General features: G+C 57.4%; 16 protein-coding genes and 1 pseudogene. 11 read left to right on the top strand and 6 right to left on the bottom strand.

Annotated features, from left to right (window positions below):
- Positions 1–10 precede the first annotated feature (10 nt).
- From BBOH_RS00955 to BBOH_RS00920, 8 genes are all read left to right on the top strand, one after another.
- Positions 11–1468: an amidohydrolase family protein gene (locus BBOH_RS00955; RefSeq protein WP_033520242.1), complete on the top strand. Its 1458-nt coding sequence runs from the start codon at positions 11–13 to the stop codon at positions 1466–1468.
- 123 nt (positions 1469–1591) lie between these two features.
- A complete protein-coding gene (gene pyrF / locus BBOH_RS00950; RefSeq protein ID WP_033520241.1) occupies positions 1592–2680 on the top strand; it encodes an orotidine-5'-phosphate decarboxylase in 1089 nt (362 codons plus the stop codon).
- 92 nt (positions 2681–2772) lie between these two features.
- The gene (locus BBOH_RS00945; RefSeq protein WP_420304694.1) at positions 2773–3615 is read left to right on the top strand and encodes a dihydroorotate dehydrogenase electron transfer subunit; all 843 of its coding nucleotides are present in this window, start codon (positions 2773–2775) and stop codon (positions 3613–3615) included.
- Positions 3616–3713: 98 nt separating this feature from the next.
- Positions 3714–4670 (top strand): dihydroorotate dehydrogenase, encoded by a 957-nt coding sequence (locus BBOH_RS00940; protein ID WP_033520240.1) that lies wholly within the window; start codon positions 3714–3716, stop codon positions 4668–4670.
- A gap of 80 nt (positions 4671–4750) precedes the next feature.
- Entirely contained in the window at positions 4751–5491 is a 741-nt protein-coding gene (gene pyrE, locus BBOH_RS00935) for an orotate phosphoribosyltransferase (protein WP_044097999.1), read from the top strand.
- 210 nt (positions 5492–5701) lie between these two features.
- A complete protein-coding gene (locus BBOH_RS00930) occupies positions 5702–6217 on the top strand; it encodes a hypothetical protein (RefSeq protein ID WP_152595378.1) in 516 nt (171 codons plus the stop codon).
- 35 nt (positions 6218–6252) lie between these two features.
- A complete protein-coding gene (locus tag BBOH_RS00925) occupies positions 6253–6450 on the top strand; it encodes a hypothetical protein (protein WP_033520238.1) in 198 nt (65 codons plus the stop codon).
- A gap of 158 nt (positions 6451–6608) precedes the next feature.
- Positions 6609–7634, top strand: coding sequence for a hypothetical protein (locus tag BBOH_RS00920; RefSeq protein ID WP_143242343.1), 1026 nt, complete (start codon positions 6609–6611; stop codon positions 7632–7634).
- Positions 7635–7753: 119 nt separating this feature from the next.
- Here the strand turns inward: BBOH_RS00920 and BBOH_RS00915 are convergent, their stop codons facing one another.
- Entirely contained in the window at positions 7754–7975 is a 222-nt protein-coding gene (locus tag BBOH_RS00915) for a helix-turn-helix transcriptional regulator (protein WP_033520236.1), read from the bottom strand.
- Positions 7972–8535, bottom strand: coding sequence for a hypothetical protein (locus BBOH_RS09140; protein ID WP_033520235.1), 564 nt, complete (start codon positions 8533–8535; stop codon positions 7972–7974). The genes BBOH_RS00915 and BBOH_RS09140 overlap by 4 nt, the downstream gene beginning before the upstream one ends.
- Before the next feature lie 248 nt (positions 8536–8783).
- Here BBOH_RS09140 and BBOH_RS08420 point away from each other — a divergent pair, with 248 nt between their 5' ends.
- Together BBOH_RS08420 and BBOH_RS00900 are read left to right on the top strand one after the other, a co-directional pair.
- Positions 8784–9155, top strand: a complete 372-nt coding sequence (locus BBOH_RS08420) for a metalloregulator ArsR/SmtB family transcription factor (RefSeq protein ID WP_074428487.1) — start codon at positions 8784–8786, stop codon at positions 9153–9155.
- 1 nt (position 9156) lies between these two features.
- Entirely contained in the window at positions 9157–9987 is an 831-nt protein-coding gene (locus BBOH_RS00900; protein ID WP_033520234.1) for an SdpI family protein, read from the top strand.
- Positions 9988–10230: 243 nt separating this feature from the next.
- Here BBOH_RS00900 and BBOH_RS00895 read toward each other — a convergent pair whose 3' ends face one another.
- The 4 genes from BBOH_RS00895 to BBOH_RS00880 all read right to left on the bottom strand — a co-directional run bounded on the left by BBOH_RS00895 (position 10231) and on the right by BBOH_RS00880 (position 15827).
- Complete coding sequence (locus tag BBOH_RS00895; RefSeq protein ID WP_033520233.1) at positions 10231–11154, bottom strand: LysR family transcriptional regulator; 924 nt, start codon at positions 11152–11154, stop codon at positions 10231–10233.
- 269 nt (positions 11155–11423) lie between these two features.
- Positions 11424–12107: an HAD family hydrolase gene (locus tag BBOH_RS00890; RefSeq protein ID WP_081930241.1), complete on the bottom strand. Its 684-nt coding sequence runs from the start codon at positions 12105–12107 to the stop codon at positions 11424–11426.
- A 51-nt stretch (positions 12108–12158) separates the two neighbouring features.
- Positions 12159–14090, bottom strand: coding sequence for a bifunctional ADP-dependent NAD(P)H-hydrate dehydratase/NAD(P)H-hydrate epimerase (locus BBOH_RS00885; RefSeq protein WP_033520232.1), 1932 nt, complete (start codon positions 14088–14090; stop codon positions 12159–12161).
- A gap of 135 nt (positions 14091–14225) precedes the next feature.
- Positions 14226–15827: an ABC-F family ATP-binding cassette domain-containing protein gene (locus BBOH_RS00880; protein WP_033520231.1), complete on the bottom strand. Its 1602-nt coding sequence runs from the start codon at positions 15825–15827 to the stop codon at positions 14226–14228.
- A 244-nt stretch (positions 15828–16071) separates the two neighbouring features.
- Between BBOH_RS00880 and uvrA the strand changes: the two are divergent.
- A pseudogene (gene uvrA, locus BBOH_RS00875) lies at positions 16072–19047 on the top strand (excinuclease ABC subunit UvrA); the annotation flags it as partial.
- Positions 19048–19095: the final 48 nt, after the last annotated feature.

Below are 19095 nucleotides of genomic sequence, written 5' to 3'. Positions count from 1 at the left end.
AGGGCGACATATGCTGACCATTCATGACATTGCGGTATGGGACACCGGCGAGCGAATTGACCTTGTGGTGCCGGGCGTCGACACGCAACGTTCGCTAATCCAGGCCGGTGCCGTCACTTCAGGCCATGTTGACGGTTCGGCCCTGACGGTCGCACCGGGACTTGCCGACCCGCATGTGCATTTCCGCGACCCCGGGCAGACGGACAAGGAGACCATGGTCTCCGGAGCCGCCGCTGCGGCCGCCGGAGGGTATACACGCGTGCTTATCATGCCCAACACCCTGCCGGCGGCTGACGGCCGGGATGTGAATTTCGACGATCCTGCGCTCGCCGATCGGTCAGGCATCAAGCAGTTGCGCGAGGCAGGCTGTGCGAACGTGCTGGACTATCTGCAATGCTATGAACGGATTCACGGTTCGAAGCTGCCGGTCAGATACGACCTTTCCGTGTGCGCTTCGGTCGATCGTGCCGGCGGGACGGCGACAGGAACGGGCGTTTTCGGACGGTTCATGGATCTTGGCGATAACGTTTCGGATGTTGTGTGCGAGCACCCACTGCGGGCCATCTCCGATGACGGGTCGGCCATCAGCGATCAGACCCTTGAACGCGTGCTCGAAGCGGCCAAGGCCGGTGGCTTGCCGGTTCTGGAACATTGCGAGCGACATGATGCCAGCCAGGTCAACGTCAATCGTGGCGCGGTCAGCCGGGAACTCGGTGTACCCGGTGTGCCGGCCGAAACCGAGCTTGCCGTCGTAGAGCGCGATATCGAGGCTGTTCGGCGCACCCGCGTCCATGTGCATTTCCAGCATGTCTCGACCGCCGCCGCCTTCGACGCGGTGCGCAAAGCCAAAGCCGAGGGGCTGCCGATTACCTGTGAGACGGCACCACACTATCTGGCCTTGTCTGACGAAGCCGTGCTGAAGTACGGATCGATGGCGAAAATGAACCCGCCGTTACGCAGTGAAGCGGACCGTCGAGCCACCCTAGCCGCCGTTTCGGATGGAACGGTTGACATGATCGCCACCGATCACGCGCCGCACACCTTAGTCGAAAAAAGCGGGGAATTGGGCAAGACACCCAACGGCATCGTCGGTCTGGAATGCGCGTACGGCGTGTGTCGGCGTGTGCTGGTCGAATCCGGCATCATCGGTGACGGGCGCCTGATTGAGCTGATGGCGCTGGCTCCTGAGCGTCTTATGGGCCACACGCCCACGGACGTGGCCGGACTGCTCAACGCCTCCTCGCATTGCGGGCTTAAGCGCGTGCTTGACCTCGGGGCCGTGGAACATCCGGAATTGGTCGATATGGTCGTACTGGACACGAACGAGCAATGGACCGTGGATTCCACCCAATTCCATTCACTTGGACGGAATACGCCCTTTGACGGATGGGAGCTGATCGGACGTCCCGTCGCCACCGTCATCGGGTCGAAACTTGTCTACAGTCGGCTGGAAAGGCCGGGACAATGAGGAGAAATCGAAACTGTTATGTTTATGCATAGTACAGATATGCGAACTGTGCTGTTGTAAACATAACAGTCGTTCGCGCTAAAACATCATGTCGCCAGTGAAGATTATTGAGAAAGGAACGTCATGGACCGTTTGATTGAGGCCATTGAGGCGAAGGAAAGTCCTGTCGTCGTTGGACTTGACCCGACCGAGGCGTTGGTGCCGCCACAGGTAACCGCTTGCCTGAATGATTTCAGGATTGATGATGTTGATCGGTTCATCACTGATTTGAAGGCAAGCGACAGCCCCGACGACAAGCGGCTTTTGACATGGTTGAATGAAGCCAATGAGTCCGAAACGAGACGGATTGCCGCTGCCGCGATGGCACGTTCGGCGCAATTCTCCGGCGCGTGCATCGTCATGGGCTTTTATCGGTTCAACCAGGCCGTCATCGATGCGGTCAAGGATATTGTGCCTGCGGTCAAACCGCAGGTCGCCATGTATGAGGCATATGGATCCATCGGTTTCGATGCCTATCGCATGACCTGCCAATATGCACAGGAACAGGGCTTGTATGTGCTCGGTGACATCAAACGTGGCGACATCGGCTCGACTGCGGCCGCCTACGCCAAGCACCTGACCGGCGTGAACTCCTTGGAAAATGACTGCAATGGCCAGCCGTGGCGAGAGGATGCCGTCACCGTGAACCCCTACTTCGGCGTTGATGGGATCAGGCCCTTCACCGACGCGGCGAAGGCCAACGACCGTGACGTCTTTGCGCTTGTGCGCACTTCGAACCCCTCGAGCAGAGAGATTCAGGAGCTTGAGCTCGTAGGAGGCGAACGGCTGTACGAACATGTGGCGGACCTGGTCGAGAAATGGGGTTCGGACAGCATCGGTGCATATGGCTATTCGCGATTGGGGGCCGTGGTCGGGGCCACGCACCCTGAGCAAGGCCGAGCGCTGCGCGAACGCATGCCTCATACCTTCTTCCTTGTTCCGGGCTATGGGGCGCAGGGTGGCACCGCACAGGATGCGGCGAATATGTTCGACGCCGATGGACGGGGTGCCATCGTCAATTCATCGCGCGGCATCATCGGAGCTTGGAAAAAGTCCGAACAATGGCACAACGATATGACCTCGGACGAGGCTTTGGATCTCGTGGGACGCTGTGCCCGCGAGGCTGCCATCGCGATGCGCGACGATTTACGGACGGCCTTGCATGAGCGCTGAGGGGCTTGGGACCGTGCGACGGCGGTGATGAGGCTGTGTCGTAAAAGCAAATTTCGAACCGTGGTAAATGACAGACAAGGGGAGTGGTAGCAATGACCGAAGAACGATTTATGTCAACCGCCACATCGGCGGCCGTTGTACAGGAGGCGGAACGTTTCGGGCGTAAACCCGGCAGACGCGTGGATGAAATAGTCCGTGCCGGCACGTTGGCCGAGGGGGTTTACGAACTGGTCATTCGTGATGCATATGTGGCGCGCAACGCCAAACCGGCTCAGTTCGTCAATCTGTACCCTGCTGACGCTTCTTTGCTGCTTCCGCGTCCATTCGGCGTGGCCGAAGTCACGGGCGACGAAGTGACGCTCATCTATCAGGTGGCAGGTGCCGGCACTCGACAATTCACGCAACTCGCCGCAGGGGATGCCGTCGACGTGCTTGGGCCTTTGGGCAAGCCATTCGATCTGGACAAATCCGCCAACTACGTGTTGGTGGGCGGCGGTCTTGGCATACCTCCGGTGATGCTCGCCGCGCAGGCGCTTTCCGTGCGTGACGACGTCACAGTCACCACAGCATTCGGCTACCGGAACGAACGTTTCGCGGACGATCTGGTGGCGCAGTATGTCGACGCGCCGCACAGCATCACGAATGAGGAAGGCAACGTGATCGACCTGCTTGATTCCATCGTCCCGGAGCTGGAGGCCGCCGCCAAGGCCGGCAGACCGCCGATCGTTCTTTCCTGCGGCCCTACGCCGATGATGAAGGCCGTGGCGCAGTGGGGCGGCCGTCATGGCGCCGAGGTGCAGCTCAGCCTTGAGGCACGCATGGGCTGCGGCTACGGTGCATGCGTGGCCTGTGTGGTCGATACGCCGCAGGGCCGCCTCAAAGTCTGCAAGGACGGTCCGGTCTTCACGTCGGAGCAGCTCGGCTGGGTCGTCTGAAATGACGTCACGACTCGCCTCGGCAACTCCGTTCGAAGCGGTAACGGGCATCAAAGACGCAAGTGAATCAAAGACGCAAGTGACAGGGGAACGCAACAATGACAGCAACAGTTCGACCAAGTGAACCGATGAACGTGATAGAACCGCACGAATGGCGGCACGGCACCGTGGTCGCAGGCGTGAAATGGAAGAACCCGGTGGGTACTGCCTCGGGGACCTTCCAGCTTGACGCCTGCGGCGACTACTATGACGTGACGCAGATGGGCGCTATCTGCACCAAGGGCGTCTCGCCTGTGCCGTGGGAGGGCAACCCCGGACCGCGTATCGCCGAATCACCTGCGGGAATGGTCAATTCCGTGGGCCTGCAGAACCCCGGCGTCGATCATTATCTGGCGGATGAACTGCCCAAACTCAAGGAACTTGGCGCCTTGGTCATCACGAATGTGGCGGGGCACAGCGACGAGGACTATGCCGAAGTCACCGCCAAGCTCGCGGATTCGGACGCGGATATGCTTGAGATCAACGTCAGCTGCCCGAACGTATCGCACGGCGGCATGAGCGTGGGCACCGACCCTGCGACCCTGAGCCGGCTGATCGGACGGTTGCGCAAAATGACGGACAAACCCATGATCGTCAAGCTGTCGCCCAACGTCACCGATATCGTCACCATCGCGCACGCTGCCGTGGATGCCGGTGCGGATGCGCTGAGCCTGATCAACACGCTGGTGGGCATGCGCATCGACATCGATACCGGCAAACCGATCATGGCCAACCGTACCGGTGGCGTTTCCGGCCCCGCCGTCCTCCCGATCGGTCTTGGCTTCGTGTGGCGCGTGCGTCAGGCGATACCCGACATCCCGATCATCGGCATCGGCGGCATCGACTCCGGTGAAAAGGCGCTTGAATATCTGTATGCGGGAGCGAATGCCGTGGAGGTCGGAGCCGCGGCCCTCACCGACCCCACGGCACCGATGCGTGTGGCTCGTGAGCTGGACGACCTGCTTGATTCACGTCCGGATCTGGCGGCGAAGCTCGCCCAGGGCAAGTCTTGGTGACTGATGCGTTTCGCTCCTCATCCTCGAAGCGCTGAATCCATGTAAGGTTGTGAATAATCAAAAACGGAAGGAAGACCACTATGAGTGACAGCAAGCAACAGGCGACGCAGAGCGATAAGAGCGCCGGTCGTACACCTATCGATGAGCGTTTCACCGAATTCCTGCTGGAATCCGGGGCGTTGAAATTCGGTGATTTCACACTGAAGTCGGGTAGGCAGTCACCATACTTCATCAATGCCGGCGCCTTCAACGACGGCCGTAAGATCGCCACGTTGGGGGCGTTCTACGCCGAAAAAATCACGTCGGCCATCGCCGATGGCACATTACCCAAGGACGTCGCCACGATTTTCGGACCCGCATACAAAGGCATCCCGCTGGCCGTTTCCACCTCCATCGCGCTGACGAGCATGCACGGCATGGAGGTAGGCTACACCTTCGACCGCAAGGAGGCCAAGGATCACGGCGACGGCGGCATCCTCGTAGGTACCCCGCTTGAAGACGGCATGAAGGTGCTGCTGGTCGACGACGTGATGACCGCCGGTACCGCCGTGCGCGAGGTCGTTCCCAAGCTCAAAGCCGCCGCAAACGTCGATATCGTGGGCTTGGTTTTGTCCGTCGACCGTATGGAGAAGACCAAGGGCTCCGACGTTTCCGCCGTCAAGTCGGTCGAGCGGGAGTTCGGTTTCCCCGTCATCGCAATTGCGAACGTCCGTGAGATCTTCGCCGCCGCCTCCCGCATGGTCACGCTCGACGGCACGCCTCTGCTTGACGATGACACCCGCCAGAGGGCCGACGCCTACCTGTCGGAATACGGGGCCTGATTAGATAAGGCTCCGAATCGGTGACGCTGTGTTGGCGAAGCACCGCGGCTGTGCTCGTTATGTTGCCGCCGACACGCAAATAAATCGAACCCTTTCACTAATGGCGTGAATACGTTTGCGAAAGGGTTCGCGTGCGTTTATGGCCGTATCCAATTATCGTGGGTTGAGGTTGTCAATGACAAAAAGTCGTTTTCCTTGTATTCTCATACAATGCAAAGCGACAAGTGTCGTTACGACAATGTGAACTATGGAGCTATGATGACTACTGCAAAGAAGCCTGTCAGGAGAACGATTGCGAAGAAGTCAGGGGCCAACGCTAAAGGGAAAGCCGCGGTGAATTTGAAAGCGGCCGCGGCTATCATTCAATTGGTGGAAGGAATCATCCCTCCCGAAGCGGTGGATCAAGCGATGAATTGGTTGAAGGAACAGCATTTTTCCGACAAGTTCATCGAACTGACCAAGCAGATTCGTCTTCCTGATAAGAAGGATCCGCTTTCCAAGGTTGAAAACCAGTGCAAGGCGGTCGAAGAATTGATCGAGACGCGTTCCTCGGTGCTTGCGGACGATGCGCCGATATCTCAGTGGCGGTTGGAAGTGGAGAAGATTCGAGCGGGGGTTGAACTTGTTCGCAACGCCGCCGGCGGAGACCTGAAGATGAGAAGAGAGCTCGAGAAGCGGGCCGGAAAGCTATATGACAGTGCCTTCAAAGCGGCACTGGGCAAATAGCGCCGTCACTTCTCTGGATTTAAGGAGAGTAGTTTATGACTTCAGAAGAACTGACCTCTCAGACGCAAGGTCCGCAATCCGTTCAAGTCATGCAGGATGAGAACGGAATCATGGTTCTTGGCGAAGATTCAGCCGTGGATGCATGGCTCAAGAAAACAGGGTTGGGGGCAGCAAGCCAGCTCGGTGAGTACTCGCGCTCTGCAAAGCGTGCGCCAGCGGTATTCAAACACTAGCGGAAGCCTCCCAACAGAGCGGACGTTGGGTCAAACTGACGGAGGAGTCGGCTCAGAAGGTCAAACAATTCGGGCCCACTGGAACCGGCGTGCTGCGTGATAAGAACGGTTCGATCATCGCTCATCTCAAGTTCGAAGATCTGACGAAAGTCTCGTCATTGGCCAATCCGGAGATGTTGGCAGGTGCCGGGGCGGTGATGACGCAAATGGCGCTCGAACAATCGATGAAGGAGATAACGGACCGTCTGAATAAAATCAACGGCAAAGTCGATGATTTGTTGCAGGACCAGAAAGATCAGACGCTGGCGACCCTCATCGGCACCGCGCGTTTGATCGACGAGACAAAAACCATACGTGACAAAGTGGGAACGGTTAGCGATACAACATGGTCCAAAGTGGCCGATTGCCCGCATGATTTGGCAAGCGCACAGGCATACGCATTGGTGAAAATTCAGAATCTGGCATCCAATGTTGCGAAAGAAACCAATGCCGCCAAGGCCGCAGATAAAATGAACAACTTGTCGCAGGACTGTGCCGGCTGGCTGTCGGTCATAGGCACCTCGATTCATGCCCAGGACGAGCTGAGCATCATCGAACTGGATCGGGTGATGTCCGAGAAGCCCGAATCGGTAGCGCGATATCGTGAAGGCATCAACGAGGCCCGAAAAGCAAGATTGCTCACGATTCAAAAAACACTTGAGCAGCTCGACCAGAGCATCCGGAATTCCTCCAAGATCTATCGTGGCCAGAAGGTCATTCGACCAAATGCGGTGAGCAAAGTGCTTACTGTCATGCAGGGGACCAGTTCTAAGATGTCCAGTTTTGCCAACGCTGTTGGCATTGAAGCCAATTCGACGCAGATTGAGATGGCTCCTCGGTGGACTCAGGCCGCTGGCGAACTACTGAACAGCACGGCCTTGGAAATCGAATCCAATGCCAAACAGTTAAGCGGCGAAGTTACGGAATTCGGCAAAAATGCTGTCAACGCAGTCGGTGAGGGTGTAGGATTCATGGGCGATTATGTCGGGCAGCTTGGTCGGAGCCTCAAAGAGACCCAAGACAAGCTAGCCGGGAAATTCGCTCAGAATCATTCTGACGACGACGCAAACCCTGATGCCCCAAAGGCGGGTTTGAAGCTGCAACTGCACGACTTGTTGCCAAAGCACGAGGAATCCAAAAGGTAACCATAGTTGTGATAAAGTGTAAAACAGACATGCGTGCAGCCATTTGATCACCGTCGTTATATTCCTTGAACCAGGTGGACAGAGGTTTCCTCTGCTTTATCCCGGATGGCGAATCAGCTTCATGCGCTCGCAGACTGATTCGTCGCTTGCGCTTCCGGTGTGAAGATGTCTTCAATGGTGCAATCGAAGAGTTCAGCCAAACGGAAAGCCAGCGGCAGGGAAGGGTCGAAGCGGCCCTTCTCAATGGAGATGATGGTCTGGCGGCTTACACCAACTGCCTCGGCGAGTGCCTCCTGTGAAAGCCCTTTGTCTGAACGCAGTTGTGGAAGTGTGTTTTTCACCGCGTTCCTTTCCAATAGTGGAAGCCATATCCGACCAGACATGCCATCGGTCCCAGGAAAAGGCACCCCACAAGCACCATTTGCACCAGTTCGACGCTGATTGGCCCAGTGCAAAACCATGAAGCGATAAAAAGGGCGGTATTGGTCAGCAGCAGTACACAGTAGCCCCAGCTTGTCGACTGTCGCACCCATGCGTTCTCGACGTTTTCTTCGTCGTGACTGTTTTTGCCTTTGATGGTTCGTTTGTCCACGATGACAAACCAGCAGGCGATGATGCCCACGAAAGCGATAGGGAAGGCCTCTGAGATGGCAACCGTCAAAGCATTTTTCGACGACTTGGACGCAACAACGAAAATTGCAATGCCGCAGCAGATTCCGATCAGCATGCCAACGGTCACACATATGGCCCAGAGTGCCGGTTTGCCGCCGCCGAATCTGGTGCTGGTACCGAAAGGACTCGTTTTAAATGACTCTGTCGTCAAGCAAGGCGGTTCTTCGCCAGGGACGGTTTTCATCGGTTTTCCGGTTCCGTTGGCTGAGGTAGGGTCGTTGGTGTCCATTGCCGTCTCCTTGTCGTTTGTGAGATTGCCGGGTGCCTCATTTTAGTAAAGCAAACTTTACTATGTAAAGGGAACCATACATCATGACTGAATGCAAGTCAATTTCGGAGGGGGGTGGACTGACGAAATTTGACGAATGTATGATATTTCAATTAATTTTGAAATATCTGATGAAACATGCTACGGTATGAGTATATTTCAAAGTTATTTGAAATATAGAAACATGGAATGTGGATGAAAGGGGAATAATGAGCGTACAGACTACGTTGTCAGCGCTTGCGGATCCCGCGCGGCGCGAGATCCTTCAGCTGTTGAGGCAAGGAATCATGAACGCCGGCGAACTCGCCGAGGCTACGGGGCTGTCGGCATCACGGCTGTCGTATCATCTTCGAAAATTACGCGAGGCCGGGTTGGTCACCGATAGCCGCGACGGCACGACCATCTGGTACGAGCCGAATCTGACCATGCTTGACGACACCATTGTCTGGCTGAAACAATTGCAGCGAAACGAGGCCGTTTCCAAGGCTTCCGGATATGCAAAGCGGTCGGTCACGAGGGGCGCGGTCAGGCTCGATTCGCAGAAACTCGCCGCTAGAGAATGGAATGATGAAGGAGCGTAACATGAATGACCCGAGAAATATCGGCGACGAAGTCGGGGAATCGCCCCTCCTCAAGTCCGACAATCCGGCAATGGTGAATTCGCCGATGTCAAACAGCGCAGGCTGGAAAGAGGTGCTGCTCGGAGCGAAAAACTGGAATCTCGCGATGGTGCTCATTGGCCTGCTGCCACTGATAATCTACCTGCTGGCCCTGCCCTATATGCCCGATCAAATACCGGCGCACTACAATATTCATGGTCAGCTTGACCGTTGGAGCAACAAATACGAAGGTCTCTTCTTGGGTGTGATGTCGCTGTTGATGTGTGCGGTTTGGCTGGTGTGCGAGATTCCTGTCGGGCGTTCCGCGCGTAAACTGTCAAATTCGGACATGAACCCACAAACGACCGTACGTGTGTGGGCGATGGGCGGATGTTGCATGTTCGTCGTATTCAATGTAATTAATCTCTGGATGATCTCAGACGCTTTTGGCAAGGGGCGTGCGGGTTACGTCGTCCCGTTGGAACCAATCCTGAACGTTGTGACGGGACTGGTGTTCATCGTCCTCGGCAACATCATGCCGAACGCCAAGCCGAACGGATGGTCTGGTATACGTGTGCCGGGTGCATATAAAAGCCGGGAATCGTGGCGCCGCTGCCAGCGCTTCGGTGGTTTCGCGTTCATCGTCGGCGGCGTTGTTTTGGTCATCGGCGGACTGGCCGTGCGTTCGCCGCGTTTCGTGAACCTGTATGCCATCCTGGTTGTGTGCCTGGCGATGGTGGTCACGTGCTGTATTTACGGCATCTACGCCGGCAAAAAGTATGGAGAAATCGGAGGGTCGATAAACCGGGAATGACCGGTATGTAGTGGTAGCGTCATGGTTCATCGGGCGATGGGATTCTTTGTCCGATGAACCTGTTGTGCAATCTCATCGGACAGGCGTTCGACAGGAGATTGACAAGACTGATTGTTGGCCTTTCGAAAGACGATTGGACCCGAAGGCTACGGTCGAATCCATACCGGAACCGCTGACAGCCATCGCGGAACGGACGCCTTGACGTTTGATGGGCTCAAGTGGTCCGGCGGCTTGAACGTCGTGTTATTCGATGAGCTGGTAGCCGTGGCCGGCGACCACCGTCTTGAGTTTGGTAAGGTAGCTTTCGGCGGCGATGGAAAGGTTGGCGCGCTCATTGGCGATCCAGCCGACAAGCATGGTCTCGTCGCTTTCGAGGGGCACGGTGACGATTCGTTCGTTGTTCAGGTCGCCGTTATCGATGCCGGTGCAGACCGTGTAACCGTTGAGACCGATGATGAAGTTGAGGATCGTGGCGCGGTCGGTGACGTTGATCTGCTTGGGGGAGTCCTTTGGGCACACGGCCTCCTCCGCGAAGTAGAAGCTGCCCTCCTCGCCCTGCTCGTATTGGATGAACGGGTATGGGTTCAGGTCATGCATGCTCACGGTACGTTTGGCCGCCAGAGGGTTGTCGCGCGAGATGAAGACGTGCAGCGGGGCGCGGAAAAGCGCGTGAAACTCCAGGTGCTTGGACCGCAGCAGTTTGCCTATCACGTCCTTGTTGAAATCGGACAGGTACAGCAGGCCGAGGTCGGACTGCATGTTGGCGACCTGGTCGATGATGTCGCGGGTTCGCGTCTCCCGGATGGTGAACTCGTACTCGTCGGATTTGATCGAATTGATCATCTCCACGAACGCCTCGACCGCGAACATGTAGTGTTGCGTGGAGACGGTGCACAGCTGTTTGCGCGGCTTGGCGTGCTTGTAACGCTCCTCCATGAGCTCGGCCTGATCGAGTATCTGCCTGGCGTACGTGAGGAATTCGGCGCCATCGACCGTCAGTGCGATGCCCTGCGAGGAGCGGGTGAAGATCTCGATGCTCATCTCGTGCTCCAGCTCCTTGACCGATGAACTGAGCGCGGGCTGTGAGACGAACAGCTCGTGCGAGGCCTCGTTCATCGAGCCGCACTCCACGATTTTCACGATGTATTTCAGCTGCAGCAGTGTCATAGTTGAATCTTATAACGACGAATGTATCGCCGAGGTTAACCTATAATGCGAAATGTCGGTTCAACCGACGTCGGTATGGTATCTCCAAGCCCTTGATAATCGGGACAAGCCCCGATAATCGGGATGTTGTTCAGGTGTCGACAAAGGAGACCTTCGTGCCATGACGTAATCGTTTGATCGATTCACGGACTTAACGACAGAATCAAACCAGACGCGCCTGACCGTCAACGTGCCGTATTCTTTCCGCAAACTTCGGACTGCACATCGTTTTACACCAAAACGCCGAGCGCGGACAAATCGGCTCGAGCCGTCTGGGCGTTGACGAACCGTCGTCCGTGGATCCCTACGGAGTCGGCTCCTTCGACATTGGCCGCAGTGTCGTCGAAAAAGACGCAATGGTCGGCGGTCAGGCCGAAACGGTTCAAAGCCAGCTCGAAAATGTCGGCGTTCGGTTTATGCATATGTTCGGCTCCTGACACGATGGTGTCCTTGAGCAGAACCTTAAGTCGAGGGAACCTCTCGAACGCGAAGTGGAAGGTCTCGGCCGACCAGTTCGTCAGTCCCCACACTCTGATGCCCGCGGCGATCAAATCGACGAGCAGCGATTCCATGCCGTCGATCATCTTCGGCAGAGCGTTGTCATAATGTTCGATGTAATATCGGTATACCGCCGCGAGTTCCGGACCGTATGCAGCTTCATAGTCCTTGATCACCATCGCGAAATCCTCGCCTGCGTCCATGCGAGCCTCGGCGGTGTAGAAGCCGTATACGTCCCGATCGGAGCAAACCTGGTCGATAAGCGATTCGGGGAAATGCCCTTCGAGGCACGGGCGATAGTTCAGTTCGAGCAGCACTCCACAGAAATCGAAGATGACGTCCGTGATGGCGTCGCCTGCGTCGGCGGTTGCGGCGGCAGTCTTACCGCTGGTCTCCGTGGCTGTTTCGTTGTTCATTTGAGGTCTTTCGTTTTGGTGCTGGTCCTGATGCCCGGAAGTGTCGCTTTGTCATACGTTCAACAGCATGCCAAAGACGTGGGGGAGTTGGCCGATGACATCCGACGCCACGATAGGGTGGCCGGTTTTGCGATGCTGGGCTGGTTCGGAACTGTCGTAGATATACGGCGGCCTCCAACCGCAGCAATCGGATTCAGAGGCTTCGGCAGCGGCGATACCGTGGACGAAGGCGGACGTCGCCGCCGCTTGAACGGCCGATCCCGGATTGCGTTGTAACGCTCCTTCGGGCTGCTGAGCGAGCACCCCCGACATCAGTCCGGCCAGTACATCGCCCGATCCGGCAGTCGAAAGCCATGCCGGGCCGCTGCCTGAGACGACGGTTATGGTGTGGTCTGAATCGGCGTCGATGCCGGTGTCGGTGTCGCGGCGGGTTGTGTCGTTGCTGCCATCATTTTGGGTGTCGATTACATCCGCATTGGTGACGGAGTCTTCCCCTACGACGATGGTGATTGCCCCTTTGAGCAGCACCGTCGCCCCGGTGAGTTTGTGCGCCCTCGTGGCCCAGTGCCACGGGCGATCCGTGATATCGTCCGTGGTTACCGCTTGGCCGCGGTTCGTCAACAGGCGCGCCAGTTCGGCCGCATGCGGGGTGATGATGACCTGCGGCGGAACACGTTGCGGCAACAGGTCGAGGGCTCCCGCATCCACGCAGATCGGCGGCATGCTCCAAGGATCCTGATTGCTCATATGATGCGGTGTTGTGTCGGAGTCGTTGAAGTTGTCCAAGTGGTCAGGGTGTTCGACCCCATCGTCCGACGGAGTGCCGTCCGTCCAGTCAGGTAAGGCGTAGTGGGCAAGCAGCGTGGCAATCGCTTCGCGCTGACCGTCAGTGTGACCGTCTTCGTCGTGTGCGGCCGAAGAGCTGTTCGCCGGCACTCCCGATCCGACGGCCCATGCTTGGACGCGCCCTTTGCCGAGCACGACTTCGGGAGCCTTGTCAAGCACCATGCCGCTGGCTATCGCAGGTCCGAGGTAGCGGACCATCCCTGTATTGGAATGCATCGCGGCTTCGACGCTGAGCACCGCGGCGCCGGGATAGTGCGTCGATCCGGTGATCAGCCCTGCCACACCGCGTGAATATTTGGAGTCGGCTGTTTTCGGCCGGCGTAGCATTGTCCTCGTGCGGGCCTGATTCATGGCTGAAACCGCTGGGGGTCTGCCGGTCAAGTCGAAACCGAAATCGACCAGAGTCACCTGACCGCAGGCAAAGGAAGCCGGAGGCAGCATGGCGCAGGGTTTCATCGCGCCGAACATCACTGTCGCATCCGCGTCAATCACATCGCCGGGAATTGTCCCGTCGTCCACTCCGATACCTGAAGGCGTGTCGATGGCGATCACCAGTGGTGCCCGTGCCCCATTTTCATTGGCTTGGCGTATGTTCGAGCAGATTTCGTGCGCCATGGTTGCCGCCAGTCCGCGCAGCGCTCCAGTCACTCCGATCCCGGTCATGGCATCCAGCAACACGTCCGATTTTGCGACGATCTCGATGGCCGCCCGTAGCCGTTCACCGGCTTCGCCGGCACCAAAACCGCGCAGTTCCGGTGTCATCGTTGCTCCGGGGTCAAGTATGAGCAGCTTTCCACCGGAACGGGTCAGTGCTATCAGACCTGCAGGATGCAACGACTTTCCTACGGCGATCACCGTGACTTCAGCCCCGGCGCGAGCCAGTGCAGCGGCGGCAAAAAGACCGTCGCCACCATTGTCGCCGGCCCCGGCGAGTAACGATACGCGCCCGCCGATCACGTCAATGCCGCTGTCCTCGAGCAGTTGCGCCGTCACTTGCGCCGTCGCAGAAGCGGCCATGCGCATCAGAGGCACGCCCCGTTCAAGCAACGGACGTTCCATGGAACGTACTGTTTCCGCGCGATATGCGCAGAGCCGCAAGGCCTTGCTGCGTTCCATTCCGTCTGTCGTCTTGCCCATGCTGCACTCCTTGCCGTCCAACCAACCATTCTATACGCTTTGGTCGGTTCTTTCCGGTGTGTTGCGAATTCATGACGTTATTGCCAAACGGTTCGCATGCCACCATAAAGCGATGCGGCTCAAGTGGATGTCTTACTATTCTTCGGCGACCAGATCGAGGTACTCGTCGTTCCATAGATCCTCATCGCCGTCCGGCATCAGCAGCACGCGTTCGGGGTTAAGCGCCTCTACGGCACCCTCGTCGTGGGTCACCAGCACGATGGCGCCTTCATACTTGGCGATGGCCTTCAGAATCTCGTCACGAGAGGCTGGATCGAGGTTGTTCGTCGGCTCGTCCAGCAGGAGCACGTTCGCGCGCGAGGTGACCAAAGTGGCCAGCGCGAGTCTGGTCTTCTCGCCGCCGGAGAGCACCTTCGCCGGCTTCATCGCGTCGTCCCCGGAAAACAGGAAGCTGCCCAGAATCGACCGCGCATGCGTGTCGTCGAGTTCCGGTGCCACGTGTTGTAGATTCTCAAGCACCGTGGAGTCGAGATCCAGGGTGTCGTGTTCCTGTGCGAAATAGCCGATTTTGCAACCATGCCCGTAGACCACTTCGCCGGTGTCCGCCTCCTCCTCGCCTGCAAGAATGCGCAGGGTGGTTGTTTTACCGGCACCGTTATACCCGAGGATCACCACGCGTGAGCCTTTATCGATGGCCAGATTGATGCCCGCGAACACGATATTCGATCCGAACGCCTTCGAGATGTCCTTGGCCTGGATTGGGGTACGGCCACAAGGCGCAGGTTCGGGGAAGCGGATATCGGCCACCTTTTCCTGCCGTTGTGCCTCGTTGGTGTTTTCCAGCAGCCGTTCGGCGCGGCGCATCATGTTCTGGGCCGCTACGGCCTTGGTGGCCTTGGCGTGCAGGCGTATGCCCTGCTTCATCAAGCGGGCGGCCTGTTTCTCGGCCACCTCGCGTTCACGCCGTCGGCGTTCCTCATCCACGACCCTTTGATGCAGATATGCCTTCCAACCCAGCGAATACATGTCGATGCGCGCGGTTTGCGCGTCGAGATGCCACACCTTGTTGACCACTTCGTCGAGCAACTCGGTCGAATGGGAGATGACCAGGAACCCACCTTCGTATTTCTTCAGATATCCGCGCAACCACTCAATCGAATCCGCGTCCAAGTGGTTGGTCGGTTCATCCAGAATGAGCGTGTCGGCGTCGGAGAAGAGAATGCGCGCCAGTTCCACACGCCGCCGTTGGCCGCCTGAAAGCGTCCCCAAAGGCTGCTGCATCACCTCATTGGGCAGCCCCAGGCTTGCCGCCATGGAAATCGCCTCGGACTGTGCCGCATAGCCGCCAGCCTTGTCGAAAGCCTGCAACGTCTTGTCGTATTGATTCATGGCCTTTTCCATGACTTTCGGATCCGGGCTGGTCATGTCTTTTTCGGCTTTGCGCATACGTCTGATGATCGCGGCGATGTCGCGTGCGCTCATCATACGATCCAAGGCACTCTGCTCTGGGTCGGCGGCGTGGGTGTCCTGCGGCAGATAGCCGAGTTTGCCGGTGACTCTGACCTTGCCCTCCGACGGCAAGGTCTGACCGGTGATCACGCGCGTAAGAGTGGTCTTGCCGGCACCATTGCGGCCCACCAGACCGATTTTGTCACCTTTGTTCACTCGAAAGTCCGTCGGTTCGAGCAATGTGCGCGCACCGATCTGAATGCCGAGTCCCTGCCCCTCTATCGCCATGCCGCCTGCCTATCCTGTCCTGTCTGGTCGTTTCGGTTCGTGTTCGCTTACGTAATAATGGACGTTTCGCCGGCAGTGTTTGTCGCGGTGAAGCAAGTATCGTTGCAGTCCAGAAGGCTATCATAGCGGTACGGGTACCGAATCGAACAATTGTTCGAACCTTCGTTTATGATGGATGAACAAAGCAGCATCGGTGTGAGGGCAAGGGGTTTACGTGGTAAAGCAATCCGAGGTGAAATCGACGATGGTTGATGAAGGCCGTGCCGTGTCTACGGAAGAACCGTTGGTGATCAATGGAGACGAGTTTCTCACCCAGCAGATAGCCAAGGCACCGTTGCGGCAGTCCAACGGTACGCTCGTGGCCGATATCTCCCATATCCCAAGCGACTTGAAGATCACGATACAGGGCGCTCGCGAGCACAATCTCAAGAACGTCGATCTTGCCGTTCCGCGTAACCGCATGGTCGTATTCACCGGTCTGTCCGGTTCGGGCAAGTCATCCTTGGCTTTCGACACATTGTTTGCGGAAGGGCAGCGGCGTTACGTCGAGTCGCTGAGCGCTTACGCCCGTCAGTTCCTTGGACAGATGGACAAGCCGGATGTCGATTTTATCGAGGGGTTGAGCCCGGCCGTCTCCATCGACCAGAAGACCACTAACCGCAACCCGCGCTCCACCGTGGGTACGATTACGGAAATCTACGACTATCTTCGCCTGCTGTTCGCGCGCACGGGCGTGCCGCATTGCCCGGTCTGCGGTGAGGTCGTCAGTGCGCAGACGCCGCAGCAAATGGTTGATACGCTGTTGGAAAACCCGGATGGCACACGTTTCCAAGTGCTCGCGCCCGTTGTGCGTGGACGCAAGGGCGAGTTTGAGGATCTGCTCGAACTATTGCGTTCGGATGGTTACTCGCGCGCGCTGATCGACGGAACGATGGCCCAGCTTTCCGATGACATCAAGCTCACCAAGCAAAAGAAGCACACCATCGAGGTCGTGGTCGACAGGCTGGTCATCAAGGACGGTATGCGTCAGCGGTTGACGGATTCCATTGAGACTGCTTTGAAGCTCGCCAAGGGTATCATCGTCATCGATTATGTTGACCTCGACGAAAAAGACCCCAACCGTCGACAGCCGTTCAGCGAGAAGCGCTCCTGCCCCAATGGTCACCAACTTGACCTCGATGAGGTGGAGCCTCGCACCTTCTCTTTCAATGCCCCGTACGGCGCCTGTCCGGAATGCGACGGCATCGGCTACAAGCTCGAAATAGACCCGGAACTCGTCATCCCGGACCCGAGCAAATCGTTGAACGAAAATGCCATTGAACCCTGGGGCATGACCAAGGGTACAGGGGATTATTACCGTCACGTGCTTGAAGGGCTGGGCGAGGAGATGGGCTTCAGCCTAGATACGCCTTGGAGGGACCTCCCTAAGAAGGTTCAGCACGCCGTCATGTACGGCCATGACTTCAAAGTGAACGTTTCATATCGCAACCGATGGGGTCGTCTCCGTGAATACAGCACAGGTTTCGAAGGTGTGGTCCGTACGCTGATGCGCAGGCATGACGAGACCGATTCGGAACAGATGAAACTGTATTACGAATCGTATATGCGTGAGGTGCCATGCCAGGCATGCCAAGGCAAAAGACTCAAGCCTGAAGTGCTTGCGGTTACCGTGGACGGCAAGTCCATCGCCGATGTGTGTGATATGCCGGTCGAAAAAAGCCTGGCGTGGGTGCGCTCGCTGAAACTTGAAGGTTCCGCGGCCCTGATAGCAGGTGAGGTGCTCAAGGAGATCCGAGCCCGGCTTGGTTTTATGAATGATGTCGGGTTGAATTATCTGACGCTTTCCCGCGCGGCGAAGACCCTGTCCGGTGGTGAGGCGCAGCGCATCAGGCTCGCCACGCAGATTGGCAGTGGGTTGGTCGGTGTCATGTATGTACTTGACGAACCCTCCATAGGTCTGCATCAGCGCGACAATGACCGTTTGATCAAAACGCTGCACCATCTGCGGGATTTGGGCAATACACTGATCGTGGTCGAGCATGATGAGGATACGATTCGCCGCGCCGATTGGCTGGTGGACATAGGCCCCGGTGCCGGTGAACTTGGTGGCGAAGTCGTTTATTCGGGACCTGCCGCTCATGTCGTGGACGCACCGCGTTCCATCACCGGCGATTACCTCGCGGGACGTCGTCGGATCGAGGTGCCGAAGAAGCGTCGCAAACCGAAGCGCGGCAAGCAACTGAACGTCGTTGGTGCCCGCGAAAACAATCTCAGGAATCTCGATGTGAAGATTCCATTGGGCGTTTTCACCTGCATCACGGGCGTATCCGGTTCGGGCAAATCGACGTTGATCGACTCGATTCTTTACCCGAGCCTGGCAGACAGGCTCAATGGGGCTCGCATCGTTCCGGGCAAACACACCCGGATTGAGGGAATGGACCAGTGTGACAAGGTGATTCACGTCAATCAGAACCCGATAGGTCGCACGCCTCGTTCCAACCCCGCCACCTACACAGGCGTGTGGGATAAAATCCGTCAGCTGTTCGCTCAGACCCCGGAGGCTCAGGTGCGCGGCTATGGGCCAGGGCGATTCTCCTTCAATGTCAAGGGAGGGCGTTGCGAGGCTTGTCACGGCGATGGAACGATTAAGATCGAGATGAACTTCCTGCCCGACGTGTACGTCGAGTGTGAAGAGTGCCATGGCAAGCGTTACAATCGTGAGACGCTCGAAGTCAAGTACAACGGCAAATCGGTGGCGGATGTGCTCGATATGCCGATCTCCGAGGCCGCTGACTTTTTCAAAGCCTATACGGGTATCTCGCGTTATCTCAACACTCTCGTGGATGTTGGCTTGGGGTATATCCGTTTGGGGCAGCCCGCCACCACACTTTCCGGTGGCGAGTCCCAACGTGTCAAACTTGCCACCGAGCTTCAACGTCGGTCCACTGGTAAGACCGTCTATATCCTCGATGAACCGACCACAGGCTTGCATTTCGAAGATGTGCGCAAGCTATTGACCGTCTTGCAGGAACTTGTCGACAAAGGTAACACCGTCATCGTCATCGAACACAACCTCGACGTGGTGAAGTCCGCGGACTGGATCATCGACCTCGGACCGGAGGGCGGTGACGGCGGCGGCACCATCGTTGCTGAGGGCACGCCTGAGCAGGTGGCGCAATCGCAGAAAAGTTGGACGGGTCGGTATTTGGCGCCCATGCTTGGGTCAGTCGACGCTAGTGTAGCCGACGGTTCCGAACCGGCAAAAGGT

The organism is Bifidobacterium bohemicum DSM 22767, assembly GCF_000741525.1.
In the GTDB taxonomy this organism is placed as follows: Bacteria; Actinomycetota; Actinomycetes; order Actinomycetales; family Bifidobacteriaceae; genus Bifidobacterium; species Bifidobacterium bohemicum.
This window is presented reverse-complemented; position numbering and strand designations above follow the sequence as displayed.

Coding starts and splice junctions, on each gene's coding strand:
- BBOH_RS00955 (WP_033520242.1), top strand. CDS start 11: ATGCTGACCATTCATGACATTGCGGTATGGGACACCGGCGAGCGAATT.
- pyrF (WP_033520241.1), top strand. CDS start 1,592: ATGGACCGTTTGATTGAGGCCATTGAGGCGAAGGAAAGTCCTGTCGTC.
- BBOH_RS00945 (WP_420304694.1), top strand. CDS start 2,773: ATGACCGAAGAACGATTTATGTCAACCGCCACATCGGCGGCCGTTGTA.
- BBOH_RS00940 (WP_033520240.1), top strand. CDS start 3,714: ATGACAGCAACAGTTCGACCAAGTGAACCGATGAACGTGATAGAACCG.
- pyrE (WP_044097999.1), top strand. CDS start 4,751: ATGAGTGACAGCAAGCAACAGGCGACGCAGAGCGATAAGAGCGCCGGT.
- BBOH_RS00930 (WP_152595378.1), top strand. CDS start 5,702: ATGCAAAGCGACAAGTGTCGTTACGACAATGTGAACTATGGAGCTATG.
- BBOH_RS00925 (WP_033520238.1), top strand. CDS start 6,253: ATGACTTCAGAAGAACTGACCTCTCAGACGCAAGGTCCGCAATCCGTT.
- BBOH_RS09140 (WP_033520235.1), bottom strand. CDS start 8,535: ATGGACACCAACGACCCTACCTCAGCCAACGGAACCGGAAAACCGATG.
- BBOH_RS08420 (WP_074428487.1), top strand. CDS start 8,784: ATGAGCGTACAGACTACGTTGTCAGCGCTTGCGGATCCCGCGCGGCGC.
- BBOH_RS00900 (WP_033520234.1), top strand. CDS start 9,157: ATGAATGACCCGAGAAATATCGGCGACGAAGTCGGGGAATCGCCCCTC.
- BBOH_RS00895 (WP_033520233.1), bottom strand. CDS start 11,154: ATGACACTGCTGCAGCTGAAATACATCGTGAAAATCGTGGAGTGCGGC.
- BBOH_RS00890 (WP_081930241.1), bottom strand. CDS start 12,107: ATGAACAACGAAACAGCCACGGAGACCAGCGGTAAGACTGCCGCCGCA.
- BBOH_RS00885 (WP_033520232.1), bottom strand. CDS start 14,090: ATGGGCAAGACGACAGACGGAATGGAACGCAGCAAGGCCTTGCGGCTC.
- BBOH_RS00880 (WP_033520231.1), bottom strand. CDS start 15,827: ATGGCGATAGAGGGGCAGGGACTCGGCATTCAGATCGGTGCGCGCACA.